Annotated in this window: 24 protein-coding genes and 2 pseudogenes; 14 read left to right on the top strand and 12 right to left on the bottom strand. The window is 72.2% G+C overall.

Translation table 11 applies throughout. The features are described 5' to 3' along the window. Positions 1–28: 28 nt before the first annotated feature. From MF672_RS05005 to MF672_RS05035, 7 genes are all read right to left on the bottom strand, one after another. Entirely contained in the window at positions 29–802 is a 774-nt protein-coding gene (locus MF672_RS05005) for a TIGR04222 domain-containing membrane protein (protein ID WP_242376471.1), read from the bottom strand. Between the two features lie 108 nt (positions 803–910). Next, complete coding sequence (locus tag MF672_RS05010; RefSeq protein ID WP_242376470.1) at positions 911–1,894, bottom strand: TIGR04222 domain-containing membrane protein; 984 nt, start codon at positions 1,892–1,894, stop codon at positions 911–913. Positions 1,895–1,969: 75 nt separating this feature from the next. Then, the gene (locus MF672_RS05015; protein ID WP_242376469.1) at positions 1,970–3,763 is read right to left on the bottom strand and encodes a phosphoenolpyruvate carboxykinase (GTP); all 1,794 of its coding nucleotides are present in this window, start codon (positions 3,761–3,763) and stop codon (positions 1,970–1,972) included. Positions 3,764–4,010: 247 nt separating this feature from the next. Next, a complete protein-coding gene (gene abmR / locus MF672_RS05020) occupies positions 4,011–4,535 on the bottom strand; it encodes an ATP-binding transcription factor AbmR (RefSeq protein WP_302893160.1) in 525 nt (174 codons plus the stop codon). Positions 4,536–4,604: 69 nt separating this feature from the next. Next, positions 4,605–5,750: a C40 family peptidase gene (locus tag MF672_RS05025; RefSeq protein WP_242376468.1), complete on the bottom strand. Its 1,146-nt coding sequence runs from the start codon at positions 5,748–5,750 to the stop codon at positions 4,605–4,607. A gap of 137 nt (positions 5,751–5,887) precedes the next feature. Next, positions 5,888–6,388, bottom strand: coding sequence for a transcription elongation factor GreA (greA, locus tag MF672_RS05030; protein ID WP_242376467.1), 501 nt, complete (start codon positions 6,386–6,388; stop codon positions 5,888–5,890). A gap of 108 nt (positions 6,389–6,496) precedes the next feature. Beyond that, positions 6,497–6,916: a DUF4307 domain-containing protein gene (locus MF672_RS05035; RefSeq protein WP_242376466.1), complete on the bottom strand. Its 420-nt coding sequence runs from the start codon at positions 6,914–6,916 to the stop codon at positions 6,497–6,499. Between the two features lie 135 nt (positions 6,917–7,051). Here MF672_RS05035 and mca point away from each other — a divergent pair, with 135 nt between their 5' ends. The 3 genes from mca (at position 7,052) to MF672_RS05050 (ending at position 8,441) form a co-directional block, all read left to right on the top strand. After that, positions 7,052–7,936: a mycothiol conjugate amidase Mca gene (gene mca / locus MF672_RS05040; RefSeq protein WP_242376465.1), complete on the top strand. Its 885-nt coding sequence runs from the start codon at positions 7,052–7,054 to the stop codon at positions 7,934–7,936. A gap of 76 nt (positions 7,937–8,012) precedes the next feature. Beyond that, complete coding sequence (locus tag MF672_RS05045; protein WP_242376464.1) at positions 8,013–8,153, top strand: hypothetical protein; 141 nt, start codon at positions 8,013–8,015, stop codon at positions 8,151–8,153. Continuing rightward, complete coding sequence (locus MF672_RS05050) at positions 8,154–8,441, top strand: GNAT family N-acetyltransferase (RefSeq protein ID WP_242376463.1); 288 nt, start codon at positions 8,154–8,156, stop codon at positions 8,439–8,441. A 9-nt stretch (positions 8,442–8,450) separates the two neighbouring features. Here MF672_RS05050 and MF672_RS05055 read toward each other — a convergent pair whose 3' ends face one another. Continuing rightward, on the bottom strand, positions 8,451–9,605 hold the full coding sequence (locus MF672_RS05055) for a hypothetical protein (protein WP_242376462.1): 1,155 nt from the start codon (positions 9,603–9,605) through the stop codon (positions 8,451–8,453). Between the two features lie 86 nt (positions 9,606–9,691). Here MF672_RS05055 and MF672_RS05060 point away from each other — a divergent pair. The 4 genes and pseudogenes from MF672_RS05060 to MF672_RS05075 all read left to right on the top strand — a co-directional run. Next, positions 9,692–9,874: pseudogene (locus MF672_RS05060) on the top strand (DUF255 domain-containing protein); the annotation flags it as partial. 35 nt (positions 9,875–9,909) lie between these two features. After that, complete coding sequence (locus tag MF672_RS05065) at positions 9,910–10,203, top strand: hypothetical protein (RefSeq protein WP_242376461.1); 294 nt, start codon at positions 9,910–9,912, stop codon at positions 10,201–10,203. After that, on the top strand, positions 10,200–10,466 hold the full coding sequence (locus MF672_RS05070; RefSeq protein WP_242376460.1) for a hypothetical protein: 267 nt from the start codon (positions 10,200–10,202) through the stop codon (positions 10,464–10,466). Before MF672_RS05065 ends, MF672_RS05070 begins: the two co-directional genes overlap by 4 nt. 24 nt (positions 10,467–10,490) lie before the next feature. Continuing rightward, positions 10,491–12,516 (top strand): annotated as a pseudogene (locus MF672_RS05075) (thioredoxin domain-containing protein). A 78-nt stretch (positions 12,517–12,594) separates the two neighbouring features. On the opposite strand, the gene MF672_RS05080 reads toward MF672_RS05075, so the two are convergent. Then, positions 12,595–14,649 carry a transglycosylase domain-containing protein gene (locus MF672_RS05080; RefSeq protein WP_242381775.1) on the bottom strand — a complete coding sequence of 685 codons (2,055 nt, stop codon included), beginning with the start codon at positions 14,647–14,649 and terminating at the stop codon, positions 12,595–12,597. A gap of 200 nt (positions 14,650–14,849) precedes the next feature. Continuing rightward, positions 14,850–15,338 carry an Lrp/AsnC family transcriptional regulator gene (locus MF672_RS05085; protein ID WP_242381774.1) on the bottom strand — a complete coding sequence of 163 codons (489 nt, stop codon included), beginning with the start codon at positions 15,336–15,338 and terminating at the stop codon, positions 14,850–14,852. Between the two features lie 103 nt (positions 15,339–15,441). On the opposite strand from MF672_RS05085, the gene hppD reads away from it, so the two are divergent. From hppD to MF672_RS05105, 4 genes are all read left to right on the top strand, one after another. Further along, on the top strand, positions 15,442–16,551 hold the full coding sequence (hppD, locus tag MF672_RS05090; RefSeq protein ID WP_242381773.1) for a 4-hydroxyphenylpyruvate dioxygenase: 1,110 nt from the start codon (positions 15,442–15,444) through the stop codon (positions 16,549–16,551). 224 nt (positions 16,552–16,775) lie between these two features. After that, a complete protein-coding gene (locus MF672_RS05095; RefSeq protein WP_242381772.1) occupies positions 16,776–18,203 on the top strand; it encodes a M1 family metallopeptidase in 1,428 nt (475 codons plus the stop codon). 72 nt (positions 18,204–18,275) lie between these two features. Beyond that, on the top strand, positions 18,276–18,824 hold the full coding sequence (locus tag MF672_RS05100) for an RNA polymerase sigma factor (protein WP_242381771.1): 549 nt from the start codon (positions 18,276–18,278) through the stop codon (positions 18,822–18,824). Then, positions 18,821–19,504 (top strand): hypothetical protein, encoded by a 684-nt coding sequence (locus tag MF672_RS05105; RefSeq protein WP_242381770.1) that lies wholly within the window; start codon positions 18,821–18,823, stop codon positions 19,502–19,504. Before MF672_RS05100 ends, MF672_RS05105 begins: the two co-directional genes overlap by 4 nt. Positions 19,505–19,577: 73 nt before the next feature. On the opposite strand, the gene MF672_RS05110 is transcribed toward MF672_RS05105, so the two are convergent. Both MF672_RS05110 and MF672_RS05115 read right to left on the bottom strand, forming a co-directional pair. After that, positions 19,578–21,074 carry an ROK family protein gene (locus MF672_RS05110; protein ID WP_242381769.1) on the bottom strand — a complete coding sequence of 499 codons (1,497 nt, stop codon included), beginning with the start codon at positions 21,072–21,074 and terminating at the stop codon, positions 19,578–19,580. Positions 21,075–21,102: 28 nt separating this feature from the next. After that, complete coding sequence (locus tag MF672_RS05115) at positions 21,103–22,278, bottom strand: FIST signal transduction protein (RefSeq protein WP_242381776.1); 1,176 nt, start codon at positions 22,276–22,278, stop codon at positions 21,103–21,105. A gap of 172 nt (positions 22,279–22,450) precedes the next feature. Between MF672_RS05115 and MF672_RS05120 the strand changes: the two genes are divergently transcribed. From MF672_RS05120 to MF672_RS05130, 3 genes are all read left to right on the top strand, one after another. Next, positions 22,451–23,848, top strand: coding sequence for a sigma 54-interacting transcriptional regulator (locus tag MF672_RS05120; protein WP_242381768.1), 1,398 nt, complete (start codon positions 22,451–22,453; stop codon positions 23,846–23,848). Between the two features lie 63 nt (positions 23,849–23,911). Beyond that, positions 23,912–24,676 (top strand): hypothetical protein, encoded by a 765-nt coding sequence (locus MF672_RS05125; protein ID WP_242381767.1) that lies wholly within the window; start codon positions 23,912–23,914, stop codon positions 24,674–24,676. Between the two features lie 58 nt (positions 24,677–24,734). Beyond that, entirely contained in the window at positions 24,735–26,690 is a 1,956-nt protein-coding gene (locus tag MF672_RS05130) for a vWA domain-containing protein (RefSeq protein ID WP_242381766.1), read from the top strand. Positions 26,691–26,710 lie beyond the last annotated feature (20 nt).

The following is a 26,710-nucleotide window of genomic DNA, read 5'->3' on the forward strand; positions in this document are numbered from 1 at the left end:
GGTTCTCCTTCCCGTGACGATCCCGTCGTCAGCCGCCGCCCCGGTCGCCCGCCGCCAGCTCCACCTGGAGAGCGGGGTCGCGGACCGCGCCGAGGCCGTACAGCGCGACCGCGTACGCCTCCTCGGCCGTCCCCCGCGGATGCCCGGCCCGCGCCGCCTCCAGCGACTCCAGGCCCGCGCCGGTCACCGTGGCGCGCGCGGCCCGCCGCTGCCGCCCGGCCGCGACCAGCGCGAACACCCCCGTCGCCGCGAGCACGGCCAGTGCGGCCACCGCCGACCGGCGCACGCCCTGGACCACGATCGTCACCAGCGTCAGCACCTCGCCGGCGAGCACCACCACCGCGGCCCACCGCAGCCGCCCGGCCAGCCGGGCGGCCCGCTCGAAGGCGCCGGGGGCGAGCACCAGGCCCGCCCCGGCGAGCCGGCGGGCGAGCGCGTCCATGGCGAGGGTGCGGCCGGTCTCGACGCGGAGCGCGGTCACCGGCAGCCCCGAGCGGGAGGCGAGCACGCCCAGCACCGCCTCCTCCACCGGGTCGCGCCCCGAGGCAGGGGCGTGCACGCGGTGCACGGTGCCGCCGCGCGCCACCCGTACGTGACCGGCCCCGGCCAGCACCGCGAGCGCCGTGTCCGCCACCCGCCGCGCCCCGCCGGCCACGTACGCCAGCTCGTACGGCCCGAGCGGCCGCGGCCGCGCCCCGGCCCCGGCCGCGAGGGCGGCGGCGTGCTCCCCCCGCAGCTCCAGGGCCGTGCGGAGGACGAACGCGGCGACCACCGCCGCGGAGCCGAGCAGGACCAGATCCATCCGAGCCCTCCCTCCGAAGGCAGCCCGACGGGCCGGGTACCCGGAAGACGAGTGGAGCGGGCGGGAAGGTTCCGCCTCCGGGGCCACACTTCCGTCCACGCCGGGAAGTCAGTCGCCGCCCCCGCCGCAGCCGCCGCCGCAACCGCCGCCGCCGCAGCTCGACCCGCCGTCCGACCCGCTCCCGCAGCCGGAGGAGCCGCCCGAGTCCGAGCCGCCGAAGTCCGAGCCGCCGTAGGAGTCGCCGTAGGACGGCCCGTCGCCGCCGCTGTACGTCCCGCAGGCGCCGGCGCAGTCGCCGCCCGGGTCGCCGGCCGCCAGCTCGTCGCAGAGCGCCGGGTCGCCCGCGTCCGCCAGCCCGTACAGCGCCACCGGCACCCCCACGGCCAGCGCCAGCGAGCCCGGGTCGCGCACGCCGCGCGGATGGTGGGCGCGCGCGGCCCGCAACACCTCGCGGCCCTCCCGCGTCACGACGTTCCGCAGCCGCCTGCCGTGCTTGCGGCAGGACCCGAAGCCGACGATCACGGCGAACACCCCGAACAGCACCGTCCCGCCGAAGACCTCGTCGCCGCTCAGCGCGCCGGTCACCTTCAGCGTCACCACCAGCGCCACGAACCCCGCCGCCAGCCACGTGACGGCCGCGAGCTGGTCGCGCCGCCGCCACGCCGTCGCGAACGCCCCGCGCGGCACGAGCAGCCCGCGCGCCTCCAGCTCGGCGGCGAGCGCGGCCAGGGCGGGCTGCGACTCCAGCTCGCGCCGCAGCTCGGCGGCCCGGTAGCCGCCGGGGCGGGAGGCGAGCGCGTCCAGCGCGGCCTGCTCGATCGGCACCGGCGAAGGCCGCGCCCCGTGCACGGCGGTGACCCGGGAGCCCCTGGAGACGCGGACGGCGCCGGCCGTCGCGAGGACGGCCAGCGCCGTGTTGATGGCCCTGCGGGGCCCGCCCGCCAGGTACGCCAGCTCGTACGGGCCCAGGAAGTGCCCGCCGCCGCCCGGCGGAGCCTCGGCGACGCGCCGCCTGGCCTCCTCGACCCGGCCGCCCGCCACGTTGACCAGCACGACCACGGCGAGCGCGGCCACGAGCAGGACGAACCCCACGATGCCCCCCAATGCGTCGGTACGGCGGCAGGCGCCAAGGTAGGGCCAGGCCGCCGCACCGCACAAGGGCGGCCGCTACCCGAGCCGGTCGAGCAGCGCGTGGTACTCCTGCCACAGCTCCTTCGGCAGGTGCTCGCCGAACTTCTCGAAGTGGGCCGGGATCAGCTTGGCCTCCTCGCGCCAGATCTCGCGGTCCACGCTGAGCAGCGTGCGCAGGTCGTCCTCGGGCAGGTCCAGGCCCTCGGTGTCGAGGTGGTCGGGCAGCAGGCCGATCGGGGTCGGCACGGCCTTGGCCTCGCCGTTGAGCCGGTCGACGATCCACTTCAGCACGCGGGCGTTCTCGCCGAAGCCCGGCCACAGGAAGCGGCCGCCGGCGTCCTTCCTGAACCAGTTGACGTAGTAGACGCGCGGGAGCACGGCGCCCTCGCGCCGGCCGATCTCCAGCCAGTGGCCGAAGTAGTCGCCCATGTTGTAGCCGCAGAACGGCAGCATGGCGAACGGGTCGTGGCGCAGCTCGCCGACCTTGCCCTCGGCCGCGGCGGTCTTCTCGGAGGCGACGTTGGCTCCGAGGAAGACGCCGTGCTCCCAGCTCAGCGACTCCGTGACCAGAGGCACGGCGGTGGCGCGGCGACCGCCGAACAGGATCGCCGAGATGGGCACGCCCTTGGGGTCCTGCCATTCGGGGGCGATGGTCGGGCACTGCGCGGCCGGGGTGGTGAAGCGGGCGTTCGGGTGGGCGGCCGGCTCGTCGCTGTCCGGCGTCCAGTCGCGGCCCTTCCAGTCGGTCAGGTGCGCGGGCGGCTCGTCGGTCAGGCCCTCCCACCACACGTCGCCGTCGTCGGTGAGGGCGACGTTGGTGAAGATGCTGTTGCCCCAGAGCGTCCTGATCGCGTTGGCGTTGGTGACCTCGCCGGTGCCGGGGGCGACGCCGAAGAAGCCGGCCTCCGGGTTGATGGCGTACAGGCGGCCGTCCTCGCCGAAGCGCATCCAGGCGATGTCGTCGCCGATGGTCTCGACCTTCCAGCCGGGGATCGTGGGCTGGAGCATGGCGAGGTTGGTCTTGCCGCAGGCGCTCGGGAAGGCGGCGGCGATGTAGCGGGTCTCGCCGGAGGGCGGGGTGAGCTTCAGGATGAGCATGTGCTCGGCCAGCCAGCCCTCGTCGCGGGCCATGACGCTGGCGATGCGCAGCGCGTAGCACTTCTTGCCGAGCAGCGCGTTGCCGCCGTAGCCGGAGCCGTAGGACCAGATCTCGCGGGTCTCGGGGAAGTGGCTGATGTACTTGGTGGAGCTGCACGGCCAGGGCACGTCGTCCTGGCCGGGCTCCAGCGGGGCGCCGACGGAGTGCACGCACTTGACGAAGTCGCCGCGCTCCTCGATGAGGCGCAGCGCCCGCTCGCCCATGCGGGTCATGATCCGCATGGAGACGGCCACGTACGGGGAGTCGGTGATCTCGACGCCGACCTGCGAGATCTCGCCGCCGAGCGGGCCCATGCAGAACGGGACGATGTACATGGTCCGGCCGCGCATGCAGCCCTTGAACAGCTCGCCGAACGTCCGGCGCATCTCCGCCGGGGCGATCCAGTTGTTGGTGGGCCCGGCGTCCTCCGGGCGCTCGGAGCAGATGAAGGTGCGGTCCTCGACCCTGGCCACGTCGCTCGGGTCGGACTTGGCGTAGAAGCTGTTGGGGCGGGCGGCGAGCCGGATGAACGTGCCCTGCTCGACGAGGAGGTTCGTCAGGCGCGTCCACTCCTCCTCGGAGCCGTCGCACCACTCGATCCGATCGGGCTCGGTCAGGGCTGCTATCTCTTTCACCCACGCGGCCAATTCGCTATTGCTCGTCGGCGCGGGCACTTCCACGGTAAGGGACACGACTGCGACTCCTCCACTCTCTCAGGGCCCAGTCATCATTAACGACGAAGCGGCCCGAAAGCCAATTGGCGTAGACCTGTTGGCTGGGCCGTCGTCGCAGGCAGGGGCCCTGGCGATTGGGGGAGCCTACCCAACCGCGGAGGATTTAAAAGAGAATTAACATTGACTGGTCCAGTCCAATTCCGCTGGTCTAAACCAATTTCCGCAGTGGTTTAGTCCATTGCTCCGGCCGTTTGCCCTGGACGCTCTAGGAATTGACGTCCGGGCCGGCGGCGCGCACGCGGTCGACGTGCTGGAGAGCATCGCGGAGCTCGGCGAGCCAGGTGTCGGCGTTGCGGCCGACCAGGCGGACGCACCAGGCGAGCGCGTCGCTGCGGCTGCGGGCCACGCCGGCGGCCACGAGCGTGTCGAGGACCTGCCGCTCCGACTGGCGCAGCCGGGTCATGACCGGCACCGACAGTGTGGTGAACATCACAGTGAGGCCGCCGCAGGAGACGCCCCAGGACACCTTCTGCCGGAACCTGCGCTCGGCCTCGCGGGCGATCTCGATGCGCCGCTCGCGGGTCTCCTCCCTGAAGCGCCGCGCCAGCCCTTCGACGAGGGCGGCGCGCTCGTTGTCCGGGGTGTCGCCGGGCGGGTCGGGCAGCGCGCCGATGACCGCGATCTCCTCGCGGTCCCTGATGATCTGCGGGGCTCCGGTGAACCAGCCCTCGGGGAGCCGTCCGGTGAACCAGCCCCGGACCTCCGACGTCACGTCATCGTCTGTAGCCATGTAATCAACATTACACAGTTGCAGGCGACGCGCACGGGAGGGAAGGAAGGTGTCGCCCGGTGGAGATGCCTAGCGGACCTGCGCGGCGGCGATCGGGCTCACCCGCACGACGCCGGCCAGGTTCCTGGTGTAGACCTTCGAGATCTTGACGACGTCGCCGGTGCGCGGCGCCTGGATCATCTGCCCGTTACCCCAATAAATCGCCACATGGGAGATGTAGTCCGGGTTCGTGGGGTCGGACCGCCAGAAGATGAGGTCGCCCGGCTGCGCCTGCGACAGCGGCACCTGCGCCCCGGTCACCCACTGCTGGTGCGTCACGCGCGGCATGCGCACGCCCGCCTGCGCGAAGGCCCACTGGACGAGGCCCGAGCAGTCGAAGGTGTCGGGGCCCTCGGCGCCCCACACGTACGGCCGCCCCAGCTTGGAGGCGGCGGCCCGGAGCGCCACCTGGATCTGCTCGGCCGTCATGAACGAGCCCGCCGGCCAGTTCCTGGCCGTCTGCTGCCGCGGCTGCGGCAGCACCGGGTTGACGGTGGCGATCTGCGTGCCCTTGGGCAGCACCTTGAGTATGCGGCCGCGCAGGGTCGCGGAGTTGGCGTCGGGGGCGCTGACGATGAGCGCGTTGTCGTGCGGCAGACCGAGCACGCGGCCGACGTCCTTGGAGACGACGGCGTCCACCGCGCCGAAGCCGGTGGTCGCGTACGCGCCGATGCGCAGCGGCCCGGCCGGCCCGCGCACCTGGCGGTGCAGCGACAGCCCGCCGTCGGTGCCGAGCACGAACGACACCGCGACGTCGCCCGCCGCGACGTTCTGCCACAGCGCGTCGGAGGAGGCGGTCACCTTGGGGGTGTAGGACCGGAACGTGGACGGGTCGACGGCGAGGGTCTGCACCCGCTTGCCGTCGAGCGTGATGGAGGCGGCGTCGGCCAGCTCCAGCGCGCGCACTCCGCGCAGCTTGGCGACCTTGCGTAAGAGCGCCTCGGTGAAGGGCTTGCGGGTCAGCACGAACAGGTTGGGCTTGTGCAGCTTCTGCAGCGGCGCCACCGGCCGCGCGGTGCGGGCCGGCTCCGCCTGCCGCTCCTGGGTCTGGCGCTCGGCCAGCAACGTCTGCTTCGGCGCGGCGCGGTGGGCGGCGGACCCGGCCCCGGCCTGGAGCGCCGCCTCGGGCTGCACGAGCAGCAGCACGTCGGCGGTCAGCACCGCTACCAGTGCCACCACGATGAACGGCACTAACTTGTACGAATTACGGCGCTTACGGGTTTGTACGAGGAAAGTGAGATCCTGCCGGATTCCGGCCCCATGCACGAAATCCGCCGGACCAGCGTGGGCCCGGCGGTTCGTCTCCAGGGGGGTCAGTTGCCGATGTACGGCACGGCCTCCAGGATCTCGACGGTGTTCTGGCGCCCGTTGGGCAGGGAGTAGGTCGCCTTCTCACCGATCTTTTTACCGTTGATCGCCGCTCCGAGGGGGGACTTCGGCGAATAGACGTCGATCGGCGCACCGCTCTCCTCGCGCGAGGCGAGCAGGAACGTGACCTCCTCGTCGTCGCCGACGAACCGGATGGTCACCGTCATGCCCGGCCCGACCACGCCTTCGGCCTTGGGGGCCTCGCCGACCTGGGCGTTGTCGAGGATCTGCCGGAGGTGGAAGATCCGGGCCTCCATCTTGCCCTGCTCGTCCTTGGCGGCGTGGTAGCCGCCGTTCTCGCGCAGGTCGCCCTCCTCACGGGCGGCCTCGATCTTCTTGGCGATGTCGACGCGCCCGGGGCCAGAGAGATATTCGTACTCCGCCTTCAGGCGGTCGTACGCCTCCTGCGTCAGCCATGTGACGTTCTCATCGCGAGAGTCGGCCACGGGTTCTCCTTGCTTGCCTAGGGGGCCCTGTGATCACTTGAGGTTTCCAACGGTTGAATTGCGAAAGGCTAACAACTTAACCGTCGGAACGCTTCCCCAAATGTCTCACTATACGAGATTGCAGTACTGGACGTGGACGGAAGTCGCCTGGCCGGTGGTGTCCAGGCTTTCCTTGAGCTGCTTACTACCCTCACCAGCCGGGATTCTTACTTCCTTGCTGCCCACTTCCGCGTGATTGACGTCCAGAGCCCTGATCCGGCAGACGGCCACCCTATCGTCTGGCTTGTACACCTCAAAGGTGATCTCGGCCCGTGTCGGCCCCTCCACCTCGAACATGACGACCTGCGCCGGCGCCTCCGAGCCGCCGGCCGTCATCGACCACATGACGTAGCCCCACCCACCGGCGACGATGGCCACCAGGACGCCGATGACGACGTGGACGACCAGCCGGCCGCGGCGCCGCGGACCGTCGGGCAGGTCGTCGGGGGTGCCGAGAACGGGCCCGTTCCCGGCATCTGTGGTGACCATGGCGGAATCTCCCTGCACTCCCTCGGCGTTATCCGAGACAATTGTCGCCCGCGGGGGTCCCGGTACACGACCTGACCCTCACGACCGCCTGCAGACAAACTAAGTGACCGGTCCGACTGAGGAGACATCGAGCCCGTGAGTGCACCGCTGAGGCTGATGGCCGTCCATGCCCACCCCGACGACGAGTCGAGCAAGGGCGCCGCGACGATGGCGCGCTATGTGCGCGAAGGCGTGGAAGTCCTGGTCTGCACCCTTACGGGCGGTGAACGGGGCTCCGTGCTCAACCCGAAGATGGACCGCCCCGAGATCGTGGCCAACATCGGCGAGGTGCGCCGGGCCGAGATGGACCGCGCCCGCGAGATCCTCGGGGTGCAGCAGCGTTTCCTCGGCTTCGTCGACTCCGGGCTGCCGGAGAGCGAGGAGGAGGAGCTGCCCGAGGGCTGCTTCGCGCTGCAGAAGCTCGAGGACGCCTCGCGCCCGCTGGTGGCCGCCGTGCGCGAGTTCCGCCCGCACGTGATCATCACGTACGACGACGACGGCGGCTACCCGCACCCCGACCACATCATGACCAACCGCGTGTCGGTCGAGGCGTTCGAGGCGGCCGGCGACCCCGACCGCTACCCCGGCACCGGCGACCCCTGGCAGCCGCTCAAGCTCTACTACCAGATGGGCTTCACCAAGGAGCGCTTCGAAGCGCTGCACGAGGCCATGACCGAGCGGGGGCTCGGCTCCCCGTACGCCGACTGGATCTCCCGCTGGGAGGACCGCCCGGCCAAGTGGCCGGTCACCACCCGGGTGCCGTGCGGCGAGTACTTCCAGATCCGCGACGAGGCCCTGCTGGCGCACGCCACGCAGGTCGACCCCGACGGGTTCTGGTTCGTCTGCCCGCGCGAGCTGCAGCAGGAGATCTGGCCGACCGAGGACTACCACCTCGCGCGCTCGCTGGTCGACACCGAGCTGCCCGAGGACGACCTGTTCGCCGGCATCCACGCCGCCGACGTCTCCCCCGCCTGCCACTGAACCGCGGCCGGGCGGCGGCGGCACCACGGGGGCCCGGCGGCATACTGGAAGGGTGACCGTACTAGCAGCAGGTGATGTGAGTCCGGGTCTGCTCGGCTTCGTCGTCGTGGCCCTCATCGGGTTCGCCCTGTATTTTCTGATCAAGTCCATGAACAAGCAGATGGCCAAGATCCAGGTGCCCCGCGAGGGCGACGCGGACGACAGGAAAGCCGAGTAGATGCCGATCGAAGTAGTCGACAACTCGACGCAGAACCGTTTCGAGGTCCTCGTGGACGGCAAGGTCGCCGGGTTCGCCGACTACCGCCTGCTGCCCACCAAGGTCGTCTTCACCCACACCGAGGTCGCGCCCGAGTACGAGGGCCAGGGCCTGGCGGGCCGGCTCGTCGGCCACGCGCTGCAGGCCAGCGCCGACACCGGCCTGCGGGTCGTGCCGCTGTGCCCGTACGTGGCCAAGTACATCGAGCGCCACCCCGAGTTCAAGGGCCTGGTGGACGAGCGCGAGTGAGGCGCCCCGCTACTCGGGCGACGGCGACCAGGCCCGCTCCAGCGCCTGCGGCAGGCCCCACCAGCCGAGCGGCGTGAGCACCCCGGTGGCGTCCACGATGCCGAGCAGGCTCCACAGGTGCACCACCGTGGAGAAGAAGCTCTCGGTCGCGCCGAGGTCGCCGGCGCTCTGGTCGTCGTTGTCGATGTCCTCGGACTCGGCGATGAGCCGGGCCATCCGCTCCGGCGAGGCCAGCACGCCGGGCCCCAGCCGGGCCAGCGCGGTCACCGCCGCCAGCCAGTCGGCGTGCTCGATGGCGCACAGGTTGGCCAGCGCGGCGTCCTCCTCGCTCAGCCGCCCGTCGAGGTCGGCGAACGCCTCCGGCTCGTCCCCCGCCTCCGGCAGGTCGGAGATCGGGCCCGCGACGCCCGCCGCCACCGCCAGCCACAGCTCGCGGTCGTCGGCCGGCACCGGCCGGTCGTCGAGCCCGGCGCAGGCTCGCAACACGTTCGCCGGGTAGCCGGAGCCGGCGAGCAGCACGCGCAGGCGGGCCCCGGCCGCGTCCAGCTCGGCCGCCGGCAGCTCCGGCCGCCGCGGCAGCCCGCCGAGGATGCGGCGCAGCTCCGACAGGGCGAACGCCTCCTCCTCGTCCCAGGCGGCGAACAGCTCCTCGTTCTGCTCGTCGTTGACCGCCTCGCCGGGCACCCGGCCGTCGGGCAGCGGCGTGGTGAGCCAGCGCTCCTGCAGCTCCTCGTACGCCGCGCGCGCCTCCGGGTCGCCCTCGGCCAGCGCGTCGGGATCGACCTCGCCCGCCTCCACCCGCTCCTCCAGGTAGGCGACCAGCCGCGCGAACATCTCCGCCGTCACCGGCCCCCGCTCGTCCTCCTCGGGCCAGACGAAGTAGCCGGGGGTCATCAGGATCGGCTCGGTGCCCGTGGACTCCACCCAGCGCTGCACGTCGCCGACCGTCGCCACGCCGGACTCGATCGAGCCGAGGGTCGCCTTGGCGGAGTCCCAGAACGCCCGCGACAGCGGGTTGCCCGCCGCCACCAGCGCCCGCCGCAGGTCGGGCAGCGCCACCAGCGCCACGCCCGAGGGCACGGCGAGCAACGCCCTGGCCACGTCCCTGCGCGTCAGGCGGCCCGCCGGGCGCGCGGCGCAGGCGCAGACGAAGTCCACATCCACGTTCCGTAACCTACGCCGTCGGCGGCGGCCCCGCTGGCGCCTTCCCCACCCCGGGCGCGGCGGCCGCGGTGTGAGAGCCTGATCTTATGAACAGGCTCGGCGGTGAGACCTCTCCCTACCTGCTCCAGCACGCGGACAACCCGGTCGACTGGTGGCCGTGGGGCGAGGAGGCGTTCGCGGAGGCCCGGCGGCGGGACGTGCCGCTGCTCATCAGCGTCGGCTACTCCGCCTGCCACTGGTGCCAAGAGATTCCTGCGGGTAGTTGGGATCAGGACGTACGCTGAACAGCGTGAAAGGTGGTGTCATGAGCGCTCAGCCTGTCCACGGTGTCACAGCGGACCACCCCAGGGTGCCGCGGACGATCGGCGGGATCTCCAATGCGCTGCGAGGCAGCCGCCGCGCGCAGTTCTTCGCCGAACTCCTGGAAGCCCAACAGGGCCCGGAGCTGGACGGAGTTCTCAACGCCTGGTGGGGGCGCGCGATGCTCGATACCGACCCCGATCGTGACCGCATTCGAGCGGCGGCCGAAGCCGGGACCCTTCCTACTACCACCATGGATGAAGTTCTGCGCCGACGGCAGGAGCGCGGCCTCCAGTGAACGAGGACGACCTATGGCCTGTGATCCCGTCGGAGGTCGTGGCTGACACGCTCGCCGACCCATCGGTTGCAGCTGAAGTGTTCTCGACTGTCGCGGCACTGACCGTTGCCATCTGCGAGGACCCGTGGCTCGCGGGCAGTGACCAGGTCGAAGCCGACCCCGACTGGCGCGAGATCCTCATCCCCAAGGGATACGGCATCGCCGAGTATCGGATCGACAGGAAGAATCAGCAGGTGCTGCTCACCCGCATCGTGCTGTTCTGACCGGTGGTGTGAGAGCCTGATCGCATGAACAGGCTTGGTAGAGAGACTTCTCCCTACCTCCTCCAGCACGCCAACAACCCAGTTGATTGGTGGCCTTGGGGAGAGGAGGCGATGCAAGAAGCGAGTAGGCGGGACGTACCCCTGTTGATCAGTGTGGGGTACTCATCCTGCCATTGGTTACTCGCTTCTTGACATCCACTGGTGCCACGTCATGGCGCACGAGAGCTTCGAGGACCCCGCGACGGCCCGGCTGATGAACGAGCACTTCGTCAACATCAAGGTCGACCGCGAGGAGCGGCCCGACGTGGACGCCGTCTACATGGGCGCCACCCAGGCCATGACCCGGCAGGGCGGCTGGCCGATGACGGTGTTCGCCACGCCCGAGGGCCACCCGTTCTTCTGCGGCACCTACTTCCCGCGCCCTCACTTCCAGCGCCTGCTGCAGGAGGTCCACAGGGTGTGGACGGGCGACCGCGAGTCGGTGCTGAGCCAGGGCGCGAAGGTGGTGGAGGCGCTCGGCTCCGGCACCACGCTGCCCAGCGGCCCGCTGCCCTCCGAGGAGACGCTGGCGCGGGCCGTGGCCAACCTGCGCGAGTCGTTCGACCCGGTGCGCGGCGGGTTCGGCGGCGCGCCGAAGTTCCCGCCGTCCATGGTGCTGGAGTTCCTGCTGCGCGCGGGCGAGCGCGAGATGAGCGGCAAGACCCTGGAGGCGATGGCCCGCGGCGGCATGTACGACCAGCTCGGCGGCGGCTTCGCCCGCTACAGCGTGGACGCCGGCTGGGTCGTGCCGCACTTCGAGAAGATGCTCTACGACAACGCGCTGCTGCTGCGCGTCTACACCCACTGGTGGAAGGCGGGCGGCGGCGAGCAGGCCCGGCGCGTGGCGCTGGAGACGGCCGGCTGGCTGCTGCGCGAGATGACGACCCCGGAGGGCGGCTTCGCCTCGGCCCTCGACGCCGACAGCGAGGGCGTCGAGGGCAGGTTCTACGTCTGGACGCCCGAGCAGCTCCGCGAGGCGCTGGGCGAGGACGACGGGCGGTGGGCGGCGGGCCTGTTCGAGGTCACCGGCACGTTCGAGCACGGCACGTCGGTGCTGCAGCTCCTCCGCGACCCCGACGACCCCGAGCGCTACGAGCGGGTCCGCGAGCGGCTGCTGGCGGCCAGGGAGCGGCGGGTGCGCCCCGGCCGCGACGACAAGGTGGTGGCCGCCTGGACCGGCCTGGCCATCGCCGCGCTGGCCGAGACGGGCACGGTGTTCGAGCGGCCCGACCTGGTCGCGGCGGCCCGGCGGGCGGCGGAGCTGCTGGAGCGCGTCCACATGGTGGACGGCCGGCTGCTGCGCACGTCCAAGGACGGCCGGGCGGGCACGAACGCCGGGGTGCTGGAGGACCACGCCGACGTGGCCGAGGGCCTGATCGCGCTCTACGGGGTCACCGGCGAGGCCCGCTGGCTGCGGCTGGCCGGCACGCTGCTCGACGTCGTGCTCGACCGCTTCGCCGACGGCGCGGGCGGCTTCTACGACACCGCGGACGACGCCGAGCGGCTGTTCCAGCGCCCCCAGGACCCGACCGACAACGCCACCCCGTCCGGGCAGTTCGCGGCGGCCGGCGCGCTGCTGGCGTACGGGGCCCTGACCGGCTCGGCCCGGCACCGCGAGGCCGCCGAGGCGGCGCTCGGCGCGGTGTCGGTGCTGGCCGAGGGGCACGCCCGGTTCGCGGGCTGGGGCCTCGCCGTGGCGCGGGCGGCGCTCGACGGGCCGGTGGAGGTGGCGATCGTCGGCGCGCCCGGCGACCCGCGGCGGGCGGCGCTGCACCGGGAGGCGCTGCTGGCCGACGTCCCCGGGCTGGTGGTCGCGCTGGGCGACGGCGACGCGGCCACGCGCGGCGGCACGGGCGAGGCGGTGGTGCCGGGCGAGGGCGTGTTCCCGGCGCTGCTGGAGGGGCGCGGGCCGATCGGCGAGGCCCCGGCGGCCTACGTGTGCCGGGGCTTCACCTGCCGGATGCCGGTGACGAGCGTGGAGGCGCTGCGGGCCGAGCTGACGGGCATGTGACGGCGGGCGCGTGACGGCGGGCGCGTGACGGCGGGCGCGTGACGGCGGGCGCGTGACCGCCCGCGCCGGCGGCGCGGGTCAGCCGTTGGGGCCGTTGGTGCGGTCGAAGCCTGAGGGGCCCTGGTCGGTGCCCGTGGAGGGCTGGTCGGGCTGGTCCTGGAACGGCTGGTCGGTCTGCTCGGGCTGGTCACCGCGCTCGTTGTTGCGGCCGTTCGGCTCGTTCTGCCGGTTGTCGCCGGGGTCCTGGGTGGGCGGCGCGTCGGTGAAGGCCGGCTCGCTCGGGCCGGGCTCCGGCGTGTTCCAGTCGCGGGACGGCGGCGTCGCGTCCTGCTGCGGCTCGTCGCCACGGCCCCGGTAGGACGGGGACCAGCCGTCGCCGCCGTAGCCGTACTCGGACGGCTCGGGGAACTCCTCGACCGGCTCGCCCGCCATGGCCTCGGTCATGAACGCCCGCCAGATCTGCGCGGGGAGCTGGCCGCCGAACTGCGTGCCGTACCCGGGGATCTTCACCGTGGCGTTGTCGTCGCGGAACATGTCGACCGCGACCGCGAGCTGCGGCGTGAACCCGTTGAACCACACCGAGCGCGAGTCGTCCGTGGTGCCGGTCTTGCCGGCCACCGGCCGGTCGTAGAGGCGGGCGGCGGTGCCGGTGCCGTACTTGACGACCTGCTGCATCGCGTACGTGGCGTCGGCCGCCGCCTGCTCGCCGACCACCTTGATCTCGGCGGGCTTGACGACCTCCTTGTGGCCCTCGCTGTCGGTGACCGACCTGAGCACGTGCGCCTCCACGTGCACGCCCTTGTTGGCGAAGGTGGAGAAGCCGGAGGCGTTCTGGACGGCGCTGACCGACGACACGCCGAGCGGGAACGACGCGGCCGTGCGCTGGGTGAGCTGGCTCGCCGGGATGCCGGCCGCCTCCGCGGTCTCGGCCACCTTGTCGAGACCGACCTTCTGCCCGAGGTCGACGAAGGCGGTGTTGACCGAGTTCTGGGTGGCCTGCACCAGGTTGATCTGGCCGTAGGAGCGGCCGCTGTCGTTGGGGATGGGCTTGTCGGCGGAGGCCACCCGGAGCGGCGAGTTGCCGTTGACGCGGGTGGACAGGTCGAAGCCGTTGTCGAGCGCGGCGGCCAGCGTGTACGGCTTGAACGTCGAGCCCGCCATGACCTTGGCCGAGAAGGCGTTGTCGTAGTCGTAGCGGTCGGGGTCGCCGCCGTAGAAGGCGACCACCTCGCCGGTGGCCGGGTCGACCGCCGCGAGCCCGGTGCGGACCTTCTTCGGCGTGTTGTCCGGCAGCACCTCCTTGACCGCCCGCTCGGCCGCCGCCATGAGCTTCTTGTCGAACGTCGAGACGATCTTGAGCCCGCCGCTGTTGATCTCCTCGTCGGTGTAGCCGCGCCGGTTGAGCTCGTCGGTGACCTGCTGGAGCATGTAGCGGGTCTGGCCCTTCAGCTCGAACGGCTTCTTCGGCGCGATCAGCTCGGGGAACCTCTGGGCGGCCACCTGCTCGGGCGTCAGCGCGCCGATCTGGCCCATGGCCTGCACCACCGACCTCCAGCGGGCCTGCGCCGCCTGGAGGTCGGCGCCCTCGGGGTCGGCGAAGCGGCTCGGCTGCTGGATCACCGAGGCGAGGTAGGCGCCCTCGGCCACGCTGAGGTCCTCGACGTCCTTGCCGAAGTAGGCGCGGGCGGCCGACTGGACGCCGTTGGCGCCGCGGCCGAAGTAGATGGTGTTGAGGTACTGCTCCAGCACCCAGTCCTTCGACTTGGACTGGTCGACCTTCATCGCGATGAGGATCTCTTTGAACTTGCGGGTGACCGAGCGCTCCTGGCTCAGGCCGCTGTAGTAGTTGCGGACGAGCTGCTGGGTGATCGTGGAGCCGCCCTGGAGCTGCTGGCCGCTGACGGTGGACCAGACGGCCCGCGCGGTGCCCTTGACCGAGACGCCGGCGTCCTCGTAGAACGAGCGGTTCTCGGCCGCGATGACCGCCTCGCGCACGTGCTCGGGCACCTTGGACAGCTCGACCACCTTGCGGTCGACGCCCTGCCGGGCGAGGACGGTCTTGCCGTCGCGGTAATAGATCACCGAGCCCTGCGCGGTGGCCTGCTTCTGGGTGGTGTCGGGAATAGGAGTCATGGCCCACGCGACCGCGAAAAGCCCGACGAGAACGAGGAATCCAGCCCCTATACAAATCAGCAGAAGCCGGAGAATCCGCCGTTTCGGCATTCCGTCTCCTCTACCCCTTCGCACCTTCGACCCCCCTCAGTCGTAAGCCTGCAAGCTGGGCAAACGCCAAGGGTAAACGATCGACACCGGTGCCCCGTCCCATACCGATACTACGTCGGGCGGCCCTCACGGCGTGGAACATCGGCGACCAAGGGCAGCACTCGGTAGGGAACCGGGGTGTCCAGGGCAATGATCGAATTAGTCCGCAACACTCCCTGGACATCCACTATTTGATCGATAACTCGCTGCAGATCCGCATTCGTCCGCGCGACCACCCGGCAGAGCAGGTCGCTGGCCCCGGTGATCGTGTGCACCTCCAGCACCTCGGGGATGCGCGCCAACCGGTCGGCGACCGGGTCGTGCCCGGCGACCTGGCGGATCTCCATGGTGACGAAGGCGGTGACGTCGTAGCCGAGCGCGGCGGGCGAGACGTCGGGGCCGAAACCGGTCACGACGCCGCGCGCCGTCAGCCGGTCGAGCCGGGCCTGGACGGTGCCGCGCGCCACGCCGAGGCGGCGGGAGCACTCCAGCACGCCGAGGCGGGGCTCGGCGGTCAGCAGCGCGATGAGCCGGGCGTCGAGATCGTCGATCGTCGTCATGCTGTACAGAAATAGCGGACCGGCCGGCCATAGGCTAGGCAGATTGTCCACTCTTTCAGGTAACTCTTGCGCAACTCGTCCAGCCATATCAACAGTTGGGCGTATGAGTGATGTCTTTCCGGTCAACGGCATGGACGCCGTCGTGTTCGCCGTCGGCAACGCGCGGCAGGCCGCCCACTACTACTCGACCGCTTTCGGCATGAAGCTGGTGGCCTACCGCGGCCCCGAGAACGGCAGCCCGGACACCGCCGCCTACGTCCTGACCTCGGGCAGCGCCACCTTCGAGTTCCGGGCCTCGATCCGGCCGGGCACGGACCTGGCACGGCACGTGGCCGAGCACGGCGACGGGGTGATCGACCTGGCCATCCAGGTGCCCGACGTGGAGGGCGCCTACCGGCACGCCGTCGAGCAGGGGGCGCGGGGGCTGGAGGAGCCGTACACGCTGGAGGACGAGCACGGCAAGGTGGTGCTCGCGGCCGTCGCCACGTACGGCGAGACCCGGCACACGCTCGTCGACCGCGCCAACTACGGCGGCCCCTACCTGCCCGGCTACGCCCCCGCCGAGCCGCTGGTGGCCCCGCCCGCGACGCGGACCGGCCGGCTGTTCCAGGCCGTGGACCACTGCGTCGGCAACGTCGAACTGGGCAAGATGGACGAGTGGGTGGAGTTCTACCGCAAGGTGATGGGCTTCACGAACATGGCCGAGTTCATCGGCGACGACATCGCGACCGAGTACTCAGCGCTCATGTCGAAGGTGGTGGCAGACGGCACGCGCAAGGTCAAGTTCCCGCTCAACGAGCCGGCCGTCAGCCGCAAGAAGTCGCAGATCGACGAGTACCTGGAGTTCTACGGCGGCCCCGGCGTGCAGCACATCGCTTTGGCCACCAACGACATCATCACCACGGTCGACCACATGCGGGCGGCCGGCGTGCAGTTCCTCGACACGCCCGACTCGTACTACGACGACCCCGAGCTGCGCGAGCGCATCGGGCAGGTGCGGGCGCCGATCGAGGAGCTGAAGAAGCGCCGTATCCTCGTGGACCGCGACGAGGACGGCTACCTGCTGCAGATCTTCACCCAGCCGGTGCAGGACCGCCCCACGGTGTTCTTCGAGCTGATCGAGCGGCACGGGTCGCTCGGCTTCGGCAAGGGCAACTTCAAGGCCCTCTTCGAGGCCATCGAGCGGGAGCAGGAACGCAGGGGCAACCTTTAGTTTGTCCCGACTTGTCCTGGGCGATCAGCACCATATGGGATCGCCACCACCACCAGACCCGTCACGACGCCGCCCGCGGGCCGGCCGGCCCCTGGACCCCGGCCGGGTCCTCTTCGATCCCCGCGGGCAGGCGCCGCACGACCAGGCCACCAGGGCCGCCGCCGGCGCCGGCGCCTGACACTGCGTAATATTCTGGTCACGAATCGAAGGGGGCTGGTTCGGGGATGCGTTACAGAAGGCGCGGCGTCGCGCTGCTGGCGGCGCTGGTCAGCGCGCTCGCCTGCGCGCCCGCGGACCAGCCGCCCCCGTCCGCCGGCCCCTCCACCGCCGAGGCGCGGACGGTCTCCGACGCCCGCGCCGGCGCGCCCGGCATCGGCGACGCCGACTTCCCCAGGGACGGCAACGGCGGCTACGACGTCGCCCATTACGCCATCGCGGTCGACTACACGCCCGCCACCAAGCGGCTGGAGGGCGTCACCACCATCGAGGCCGCCGCCACGCAGGCCCTGTCGAGCTTCAACCTCGACCTGTCCGGCTTCGAGGTCAGCAAGGTCACGGTCGACGGCGCGCCGGCCGGCTTCTCCCGGCAGGGCCAGGAGCTCACCGTCCGGCCGGCCCGCGCGATCGGCGACGACGCCCGCTTCACCGTCGAGGTCGCCTACGCCGGCGTGCCCGCACCCGTCCAGGACGCCGACAACCTCGGCGTCTACGGCTTCATCCCCACCGCCGACGGCGCGTTCGTCGCCGCCGAGCCCGACGGCGCCAAGACCTGGTTCCCCGCCAACGACCACCCCGCCGACAAGGCCACCTTCGACTTCGCCATCACCGTGCCGGCCGGCGTCACCGCCCTCGCCAACGGCGAGCTGACCGGCCGCCCCGCCACCGCCAACGGCCGCACCACGTGGCGCTGGCGCGAGCGGCGGCAGATGGTCACCTACCTCGCCACGGCCACGCTGGGGCGCTTCGAGCTGCGCGAGGGCCGCTCCGGCGCGGGCACCCCGGTGATCGCCGCCGTCGATCCGGCCTTCAAGAAGTCGCTGGACCACGTCTACGAGACCTCCGGCGAGGTCACCGACTACTGGGCCACCGTGTTCGGCCCCTACCCGTTCGACTCCACCGGCGGCGTCGTCGACGACTACGCCGCCGGCTACGCCCTGGAGAACCAGACCAAGCCGATGTACGGCGGCTTCGACCCCGACGAGACCATCATCGCCCACGAGCTGGCCCACCAGTGGTTCGGCAACAGCCTGAGCATCCGGCGGTGGCAGGACCTCTGGCTCAACGAGGGCTTCGCCACGTACGCGGAGTGGCTGTGGGCCGAGCACAAGGGCAAGGGCACCGCCGAGGCCAGCTTCGCCCAGAACCTCGCCCGCCCGGCCGACGACCCCATGTGGGCCTACCCGCCGGGCCGCGCCAAGCCCAACGACCTGTTCAACCAGTCCGTCTACACGCGCGGCGCGATGACCCTGCACGCCCTGCGCAAGGCCGTCGGCGACAAGACGTTCTTCGCGCTGCTGCGCACCTGGACCGCCGAGCACCGCTACGGCCACGTCACGACCGACCAGTTCGTCGCGCTCGCCGAGCGGATGTCCGGCAAGGACCTCGGCCCGCTCTTCGACGCCTGGCTCTTCCAGCCCCGACGCCCGTCCTGACCAGGGCGGCAACGTTTCTCGTCGGCCGAGCCAAGTAAAGGTGTAAGGCGAACGACGAACAGGGAGTGGGGCATGCGCCTCAATGAGGACCCCGCGGCCTTCGAGGCCTTCTACCGCCGTCACGTCGAGGCCGTGCTGAGGTTCGTGACGCGGCGGGTGAGCGACCCGCACCTCGCCGCGGACCTGACGGCCGACATCTTCGTGGCGGTGCTGGACTCGGCGCACACCTACGTCCCCGGCCGTGGCAGCGAGGTGGCCTGGCTGTACGGCATCGCCCGCAACGTCGTGTCGGCCCAGCACCGGCGCGCGGCCAGGGAGGCCCGCGCCGGCGGCAGGCTGGCCGGCCGGCGGCTGATGGACGACGACGACCTCACCCGCATGGAGGAGCGGATCGACGCCGAGCGCCGCATGCGCAGCGCCTGGGAGGCCCTGGCCGGGCTTCCCGAGGGCGAGCGCGCCGTGCTGGAGCTCGTGGCGATCGACCAGCTCAGCCTGAAGGAGGCCGCCGCGGCACTGGGGATCGGGCAGGTGACCGCCCGGGTCAGGCTGCACAGGGCCCGCCGGGCCCTGGCGGACGTCGCTTCGCCGGCATCCGTGTACCTGGAAGGACGACAGGCATGAGCAGCTTCGAGGAGCGCCTTCTCAGTGCACTCAAGTCGGAGATCACCACGAGAACGGCGGACGACATCATGACGACCACGGCGACACCCCCGATGGAGCAGGCGCGGACGGGCCGCGGACGGCGGCTGGGCTTCGCGGTCGCGGGCGTGGCGGCGGCCGCGGCGGCGGTCGTGGCGCTCGGCGGGACCGTCTTCCAGCAGCCCGCGTACGCCGTCACCAAGGCGGCCGACGGGACGGTGGACGTGCGGATCAGCGCCTTCACCGACCCCGGCGGGCTGGCGGCCGAGCTGGGACGCAACGGCGTCAAGGCGGTCGTGGACTACCTGCCGGAAGGGCAGACCTGCCAGGCCGTGCGCGGCCGGCCCGCGGACCTGGCCGGCAGGTTCTCCGGCCGGATCGGGCGGAGCGGCGACGGGATCTCCTTCGCGATCATGAAGGGGCAGGTGCCGGCGGGAGCGACGCTCGTGCTGGCGGTGACCAAGAGCAAGGACGGCGACGACCGGCCGCCCACGGCCACCTCGCTCTCGGTGGTGCAAGGCGAGGTGGCGCCCTGCGCGCCCACCTCGTTGCCGCTGCCGTCATCCGGAGGGGGCGGCACGGACGAAGGGAAGAAGGACGACGGGCCGAGCCTGCGCACCCACGAAGGCGACGGTCCGGGTCTGAACGAGGAGACCGGCTGACACCCTCACCCCCGGACGGCCCGGCGGCTCTCCCTTCCCGAGCAGCGAGCCGCCGGGCCTCCGGGCCCTCGTCTCAGGGGTTGGCGGGCGGGGTCCAGTAGCTGCCGGCGGCCAGGAGCAGGGCGGCGGCGCCGATGAGGCCCGCCTCCTGGCCCAGGGCGGCGGGCAGGACCTTCACGCGGCGGGCGAACCCCATGCGGGCGTGCTCGCGCAGCGCCTCCTCCAGCGGGCCGAACAGCGGCTCCCCCGCCTGCGACAGGCCGCCGCCGATGGTGACGACGTCCAGGTCGCACAGGTGGGTGGCGGAGGCGATCGCGATGCCCAGCGCCCGCCCGGCGCGGCGCATCGCCCGCACCGCGGCCGGGTCGCCGGCGCGGGCGTCGGCGGCGAGCTGCCGCGCGGTGACGGCCCGGTCCTCCCGGTACGGGTCCCCGGCCGCTGCCCGATCCCCCACCCGATCACCGGCCCGATCACCGGCCCGATCACCGGTCCGATCACTCGCTCGACCATCCGCCCGATCACCGGCCCAACCACCTGCTCGACCACCCGCCCGATCACCGGCCCGCTCATCGGGCCACTCATCGGGCCGGTCACCGGCTCGGTGGCCCGTCAGCACGTCTCCGACGGTCCGCTCGCCGGGGCCGCCGGTCCTTCGACCGGTGCGCCCGGCACCGCTCGGCTCCGGCTCCGGCTCCGCATCGGCGAGCACGACGGCACCGGACGCCCCCTGCGCGCCCCCGGGGGCGGGCGCGCCGGCCCCTGCGGGAGCGGCCGGCCCGGTCCGGCCGGCCGGCGCGACCGCTGAGGTCGAAGGGGCGGCCGCAGTCGAAGGGGCGGCCCCAGTCGAAGAAGTGGCCGCAGCCGAAGAAGCGGCCCCAGTCGAAGAAGTGGCCGCAGCCGAAGAAGTGGCCGCAGCCGAAGAAGCGGCCCCAGTCGAAGAAGTGGCCGCAGCCGAAGGGGTGGGCGCGGTCCCGGTGGTGGGGTGCCAGCCGTGGGCGAGGGCCCACGCGACGAGGGCCGGGCCGCGGGCGACCGCTTCCAGGCAGCCGTACCCGCCGCACCCGCAGCGCGGCCCGCCGTCCGGCTCGACGATAACGTGCCCGATGTGCCCGGCGTTGCCGGTGCCGCCGTTGACGAGCCGCCCGTCCAGGACGAGCCCGCCGCCGACGCCGGTCGAGACGACCATGCCGAGCATGTCGGCGCTCCCCTGCCCGGCCCCGCGCCAGTGCTCGGCCACGGCCAGGCAGACGGCGTCGTTGTGCAGGCGCACCGGCAGCCCGGGGAAGCGCGCGGCGAGCCGGGCGCGCAGCGGGAAGCCGCGCCAGCCGGGGATGTTGAGCGGCGAGACCTCGCCGTCCGGCCAGGACATCGGCCCGCCGCAGCCGACCCCCACCCCGTCCGGCCGCTGCCCCTCCACCAGGGGGTCGACGAGGTCGATGAGCGTCCGCCACAGCACCTCGGCCGAGGCCCTCTGCGGGGTGGCGGTCCGTACGGTGCCGGTCACCGTGCCGTCGGAGGTCACGAGCCCGGCGGCCATCTTGGTGCCGCCGACGTCGATCGCGAGGATCACCGCCGGCCCGCCGGGCCGGAGTGGAGGCTCATGGCGTGCCCGACAGGCTGGAGAAGACCAGGACGGAGGCGGTGAAACCGTGCACGTGGTTGTTCCCGGCGACGGGCCCGACCTCGCCGGCGGCGAAGAAGCCGGCCACCCCGATCGGCCCGAGCGTGTCGCGCAGCGCGACGGGGTCGTGGTCGGCGGTGCCGAACATCGCCGACCCGCGTCCGTTGCAGGAGAACAGCAGCGCCCCGTCCACCCGGCCGAGTTGTTCGCGGTGGGCGTCCAGGACGTCGTACAGGTCCTCGTCGGCGGTGGCGGCGTCGCGCACCTGGAAGCGCACGGTGCGGCCGATCTCGACGATGTCGCCGATGGCGACGGCCTCGCGTTCGGGGTCGATGCCGATCACGCCGCGGATGAGGAAGTCGCCGCGCTCGTGGCGTTCGGCGTACTCGTCCATGGCGATGCCGATCTGCAGGCCGGCGGCGACCAGCTCGCGGTCGTCCTCGTCCAGGTCGCTGACGATGTCCTCCAGCCGGGCCAGGGCGGGCTGCCCGGCCAGCTCCAGCAGCAGGTTCTCCTCCGACGCGGTGACCACCATGCTGGGCCCGATCGGCCGGCAGCCCTGGCTGACCACGGTGCTCACCTTCAGCGGCCCGCTGAGCAGCACGCCGATCGCGCCCTCACGGTAGACCTTGCCGTCCGCGAACAGCCGCACCGAGCCGCGCCCCTGGAGCCCGTTGGCCAGGCCGCCGATGAGCGGCAGGTCGCCGAGCACGTCCACCGAGCGTTCGACGAAGGCGTCGGTCGGGAAGCTGTACGGGTCGGACAGCAGGATCGCCACGTGGTCGTCCGGGCTGCGCTCGGGCAGCCCGACGACCACGAACTTGTCCTCGGCCGCCAGCGTGTCCAGCGCGAACGTGGTGAGCCTGGCCCCTTCCAGGGTCGCCGCCCAGGCGCTCACGGCGGGCGTCAGCTCCACCCCCTGCCCGTCGCCGATCACCCCCGTGGCGCTGCAACCGATCACGTGCGCGCCGGGCGCGAGCTCCATCGCGGCCTGACCGGCCCGGGCGACGTCGTCCGGGTCGTCGCCGCAGATGAAGAAGCAGACCAGGTCCGCCTGACCGCTGAGCCTCGACAGGGCCCGGCCGACGGCGTTCTGCGCGGCCACCACCAGGTCGGAACCCACGGCGAGGCCGTCGGCGAACCGGCTCGTCATCAAGGCCACGCGTCTCGCCTCCCTCGACATGTCCAAGTTCCCTAGGTCCGGATTCTCCCCACTAAAGGGACAAGCACGCACACGAACCGTCACGCAATAGTCAAGATCCGAAATCTCCGCTGGTTGCGGAAGGCCCTGCCACATTCCCCTCAGGGGACGTAGTCTCGAACCCGTGCATCAGCCACAGCCACGTATTCTCCGCGAGCTGCGGGAGAGCGGCCACGTCCACCGCACCGTGAAAGCCGAGGTCAGGGAGAACCTGCTGGCCAGGCTGCGGGCGGGTGAGCCGCGCTTCCCCGGCATCGTCGGCTTCGACGAAACGGTCCTGCCGCATCTGGAGCGGGCCCTCCTCGCCGGGCACGACCTGGTCCTCCTGGGCGAGCGCGGCCAGGGCAAGACCCGGCTCATCCGCACCGTCACCGGGCTGCTCGACGAATGGACGCCGGTCGTCGAGGGGTGCGAGATCAACGACCATCCGTACGCGCCGGTCTGCACCCGCTGCCGCGCGCTGGCGCGCGAGCTGGGCGACGAGCTGCCGGTCGCCTGGAAGCACCGCGACGAGCGCTACGGCGAGAAGCTGGCCACCCCCGACACCAGCGTCGGCGACCTGATCGGCGACGTCGACCCCATCAAGATCGCCGAAGGGCGCACGCTGGGCGACCCCGAGACCGTCCACTACGGCCTCGTGCCGCGCACCAACCGGGGCGTCTTCTCCGTCAACGAGCTGCCCGACCTCGCCGAGCGCATCCAGGTGTCGCTGCTCAACGTGCTGGAGGAGCGCGACATCCAGGTGCGCGGCTACAACCTGCGCCTGCCGCTCGACCTCCTGCTCATCGCCAGCGCCAACCCCGAGGACTACACCAACCGCGGCCGGATCATCACCCCGCTGAAGGACCGCTTCGGCGCCGAGATCCGCACCCACTACCCGCTGACCGTCGAGGACGAGCTGACGCTCATCCGCCAGGAGTCCGTGCCGGACATCGGGGCCGACCTCCCCGAGCACCTGATCGAGGTGATCGCCCGCTTCACCCGGCTGGTCCGCGAGTCCACGGCCGTGGACGCCCGCTCCGGCGTGTCCGCGCGCTTCTCGATCGCCGCCGCCGAGACGGCCATGGCCTCCGCCGTGCGCCGCGCCGCGATCGCGGGCGAGGAGCAGGCCGTCACGCGCGTGGTCGACCTGGCCTGCGTGGTGCACAGCCTGCGGGGCAAGGTCGAGTTCGAGGTCAGCGAGGAGGGCAGGGAGACCGAGATCCTGGCCCATCTGCTGCGGCGGGCGACGGCCGAGACGTTCCGCGGCCGGCTGGGCGGCATGGACCTGTCGGCGGTGACCGACAAGTTCGCCGAGGGCACCCAGGTCGAGTCCGGCGAGCTGATCCCGGCCGGTGAGCTGCTGCACCGCATGGGCCCGGTGCCGGGGCTGGCCAGGATCATGTCCAGGCTGGGCATGGGCGCGGGCGAGGAGTCGCCCGGGCACGCGGCGGCGGCGCTGGAGTTCGCGCTGGAGGGGCTTTACCTCATGCGGCGGCTGTCGAAGGAAGACCTTGACGGGACGGCCGTCTACCGCACGTGAACGCTTGCGGGGTCTTTCGCGTCAAAGTGGTTGGCTGATCGCTTTTGACGGGGGAGACCACCCATGCGCCGTTCGCTTGTCCGTGCCGCTGTCTGTGCCGCCGCCGCTCTCGCCGTGGGCGCCTTCGCCGTGCCCGCGCAGGCGACCGCGACGGCGAACCGGGTCGTGTACGGGTACGCGTGGCCGGACGGCGCCGGCCACCTCCGGATCGTGCCGAAGTCGGCCACGTTCGTGAAGCGGAAGGGCTTCCTCGGCTACCGGCTCAAGCCCGTCGCCGGGGCCAGGGAGGTCCGGCTCGGCTACGCGAAGGCCGCCTTCGGCCGGGTCACCGTGGCCTGCGACCTGAAGGAGACCGAGGGGCGGGTCGCGGTCGACGCCAAGGGCCTCGGCCGCACCGCGTGCGCGCCCGCCGACCTGACCGCCGCGCTCCAGCGCGGGCCGGCGCCGCTGCGCGTGGAGTACCGGGGCGGGCAGGCCGTGAAGGTCAACGAGATCCTGGTGGACAAGTGGCCGGACCCGCGCACCGGACGCGGGACGATCAAGCGCGTCGACGACCGCACGGTGCTGTTCGCGAGCGGCGGAAAGACGTACAAGCTGGGCTACTCCTACCTCACGTCCTTCTACCGGACCACCGCCCGCTGCGGCGACGGCTGGCTGGCCGGCCGGCCCGTCAACGCCGGCCGCGACGGCCTCGGCAAGAAGTCCTGCACCCCCGCCGACCTGACCAGGGCACTGAAGCCGGTCAAGCACCCGGTGCTCGCCCAGCTCCGCTGGTCGCCGGAGACCGGCGGCATCGACGAGGTCTGGGAGGTGTTCGGGGACGCGTAGGGCCAGGCGGCCCGCGGGGGGCGCGGAGACGGACATTCCGGGTTAGCGTGGTGTGGTGATGGCCTACCGCTATGGCGAGTACCACGACGGCCCCGACCCCCTCGCTCCCCCGTACGACGTGCGGGCGGCGCTCGACGAGATGGGCGACGCGATCCTGTCGGGCTCGACGCCGGTCCACGCCCTGCGCGACCTGCTCAAGCGGGGCCTGCCCGGCGCCCAGGACCGCCGCGGGCTGGACGACATGCTGCGGGAGGTCCGGCGGCGCCGCCGCGACCTGCGCGAGCGCGGCCGGCTCGACGGCACGCTGGAGAAGGCCCGGGCGCTGCTCGACAAGGCCATCGGGCAGGAGCGGGCCGAGCTGTTCCCCGACCCGTCCGACGACGCCCGCCTGCGCGAGGCCGGGCTCGACGCGCTGCCCGACGACACGGCCAGCGCCATCCAGGAGCTGAGCACGTACGAGTGGCGCTCCAACGCCGCCCGCCAGACCTTCGAGGAGCTGCGCGACCTGCTGCGCCGCGAGGTCCTGGACGCCCAGTTCAGGGGGCTGCGCGACGCGCTGGCCAACCCCGACCCGCAGGCCATGGAACGCGTCCGGCAGATGATGTCGGACCTGAACGACATGCTGGACAAGGACAGCCGGGGCGAGCACACCCAGGACGACTTCGCCGCGTTCATGGACAAGTACGGCGACCTGTTCCCGGAGAAGCCCCGCAACCTGGACGAGCTGGTCGACATCCTGGCCCGCCGCGCCGCCGCCACCCAGCGCATGCTGGCCTCGATGACCCCGCGTCAGCGCGAGGAGCTGAGCAACCTCATCAACCAGACGCTGGAGCAGGCCGGCCTGTCGGACCAGATGCGCCGCCTCGGCGAGTCCCTGTACGCCCGCCGTCCCGACCTCGCCTGGAACGCCCCCGAACGCCTCACCGGCGACGAGCCCCTGGGCATGGGCGACGCGGTCACCGCGCTGGAGGAACTGGCCGACCTGACCCAGCTCGAGACCGCGCTGCGCCAGGACTACCCGGGCGCCCGGCTGGACGACGTCGACGAGGCCGCCGTGCGCCGCGCGCTCGGCCGCAGCGCGGTGGACGACCTGGAGGCGCTCAAGCGCATCGAGCGCGAGCTGGAGGAGCAGGGCTACCTGCTGCGCCGCCGCGGCAAGCTGGAGCTGACCCCGAAGGCGGTGCGGCGGCTCGGCGAGACCGCGCTGCGCCGGGTGTTCTCCTCGCTCGACGCGGGCCGGCGCGGCGACCACGACCAGCACGACGCGGGCTCGGCCGGCGAGCTGACCGGCTCTTCGCGGCCGTGGCGCTTCGGCGACGAGCAGCCGATCGACGTGGTCCGCACCCTGGTCAACGGCGTGCGCAGGGGCGGCGTCGCCACCGGCGACGCGCGCGTGCGGCTGTCCGTGGACGACTTCGAGGTGGCCGAGACCGAGCGCCGCACGGCCGCGGCGGTGTGCCTGCTGGTGGACCTGTCGTACTCGATGGCCCTGCGCGGCACCTGGGCCGCCGCCAAGCAGACCGCGCTCGCCCTCCAGGCGCTGGTGGCCTCGAAGTTCCCGCAGGACGCCGTGCAGATCATCGGCTTCTCCAACTACGCGCGGGTGCTGCAGCCGGACGAGCTGGCCGGGCTCGACTGGGACATGGTCCAGGGCACGAACCTGCACCACGCCCTGCTCATCGCCGGCCGCCACCTCGACCGGCACCCCGACTTCGAGCCGGTGGTCCTGGTCGTCACGGACGGCGAGCCCACCGCGCACCTCATGCGCAACGGCCGCTCGGCGTTCGAGTGGCCGCCCTCGCACGAGACGCTGGAGCTCACGCTCGCCGAGATCGACAAGATGACCCGGCGGCGGGCCACCATCAACGTCTTCATGCTGGCCGCCGACGACCGGCTGAAGGAGTTCGTGGACGAGGTGGCGCGGCGCAACGGCGGCCGGGTGTTCTCGCCGAGCGCCGACCGGCTGGGCGAGTACGTGGTCAGCGACTTCCTGCGCCTCCGCCGGGCCCGCTGATTCTGTCGGTGCCGCCTGCC

The sequence above is a fragment of the Actinomadura luzonensis genome (genome assembly GCF_022664455.2).
GTDB lineage: Bacteria > Actinomycetota > Actinomycetes > Streptosporangiales > Streptosporangiaceae > Nonomuraea > Nonomuraea luzonensis.

Bases quoted from the DNA above. Each gene is read 5' to 3' on its own strand.
- MF672_RS05005 (WP_242376471.1), bottom strand. From the start codon at position 802: ATGGATCTGGTCCTGCTCGGCTCCGCGGCGGTGGTCGCCGCGTTCGTC.
- abmR (WP_302893160.1), bottom strand. From the start codon at position 4,535: ATGGCTACAGACGATGACGTGACGTCGGAGGTCCGGGGCTGGTTCACC.
- MF672_RS05035 (WP_242376466.1), bottom strand. From the start codon at position 6,916: ATGGTCACCACAGATGCCGGGAACGGGCCCGTTCTCGGCACCCCCGAC.
- MF672_RS05050 (WP_242376463.1), top strand. From the start codon at position 8,154: ATGCCGATCGAAGTAGTCGACAACTCGACGCAGAACCGTTTCGAGGTC.
- MF672_RS05065 (WP_242376461.1), top strand. From the start codon at position 9,910: ATGAGCGCTCAGCCTGTCCACGGTGTCACAGCGGACCACCCCAGGGTG.
- MF672_RS05080 (WP_242381775.1), bottom strand. From the start codon at position 14,649: ATGACTCCTATTCCCGACACCACCCAGAAGCAGGCCACCGCGCAGGGC.
- MF672_RS05085 (WP_242381774.1), bottom strand. From the start codon at position 15,338: ATGACGACGATCGACGATCTCGACGCCCGGCTCATCGCGCTGCTGACC.
- hppD (WP_242381773.1), top strand. From the start codon at position 15,442: ATGAGTGATGTCTTTCCGGTCAACGGCATGGACGCCGTCGTGTTCGCC.
- MF672_RS05095 (WP_242381772.1), top strand. From the start codon at position 16,776: ATGCGTTACAGAAGGCGCGGCGTCGCGCTGCTGGCGGCGCTGGTCAGC.
- MF672_RS05100 (WP_242381771.1), top strand. From the start codon at position 18,276: ATGCGCCTCAATGAGGACCCCGCGGCCTTCGAGGCCTTCTACCGCCGT.
- MF672_RS05105 (WP_242381770.1), top strand. From the start codon at position 18,821: ATGAGCAGCTTCGAGGAGCGCCTTCTCAGTGCACTCAAGTCGGAGATC.
- MF672_RS05115 (WP_242381776.1), bottom strand. From the start codon at position 22,278: ATGACGAGCCGGTTCGCCGACGGCCTCGCCGTGGGTTCCGACCTGGTG.
- MF672_RS05125 (WP_242381767.1), top strand. From the start codon at position 23,912: ATGCGCCGTTCGCTTGTCCGTGCCGCTGTCTGTGCCGCCGCCGCTCTC.
- MF672_RS05130 (WP_242381766.1), top strand. From the start codon at position 24,735: ATGGCCTACCGCTATGGCGAGTACCACGACGGCCCCGACCCCCTCGCT.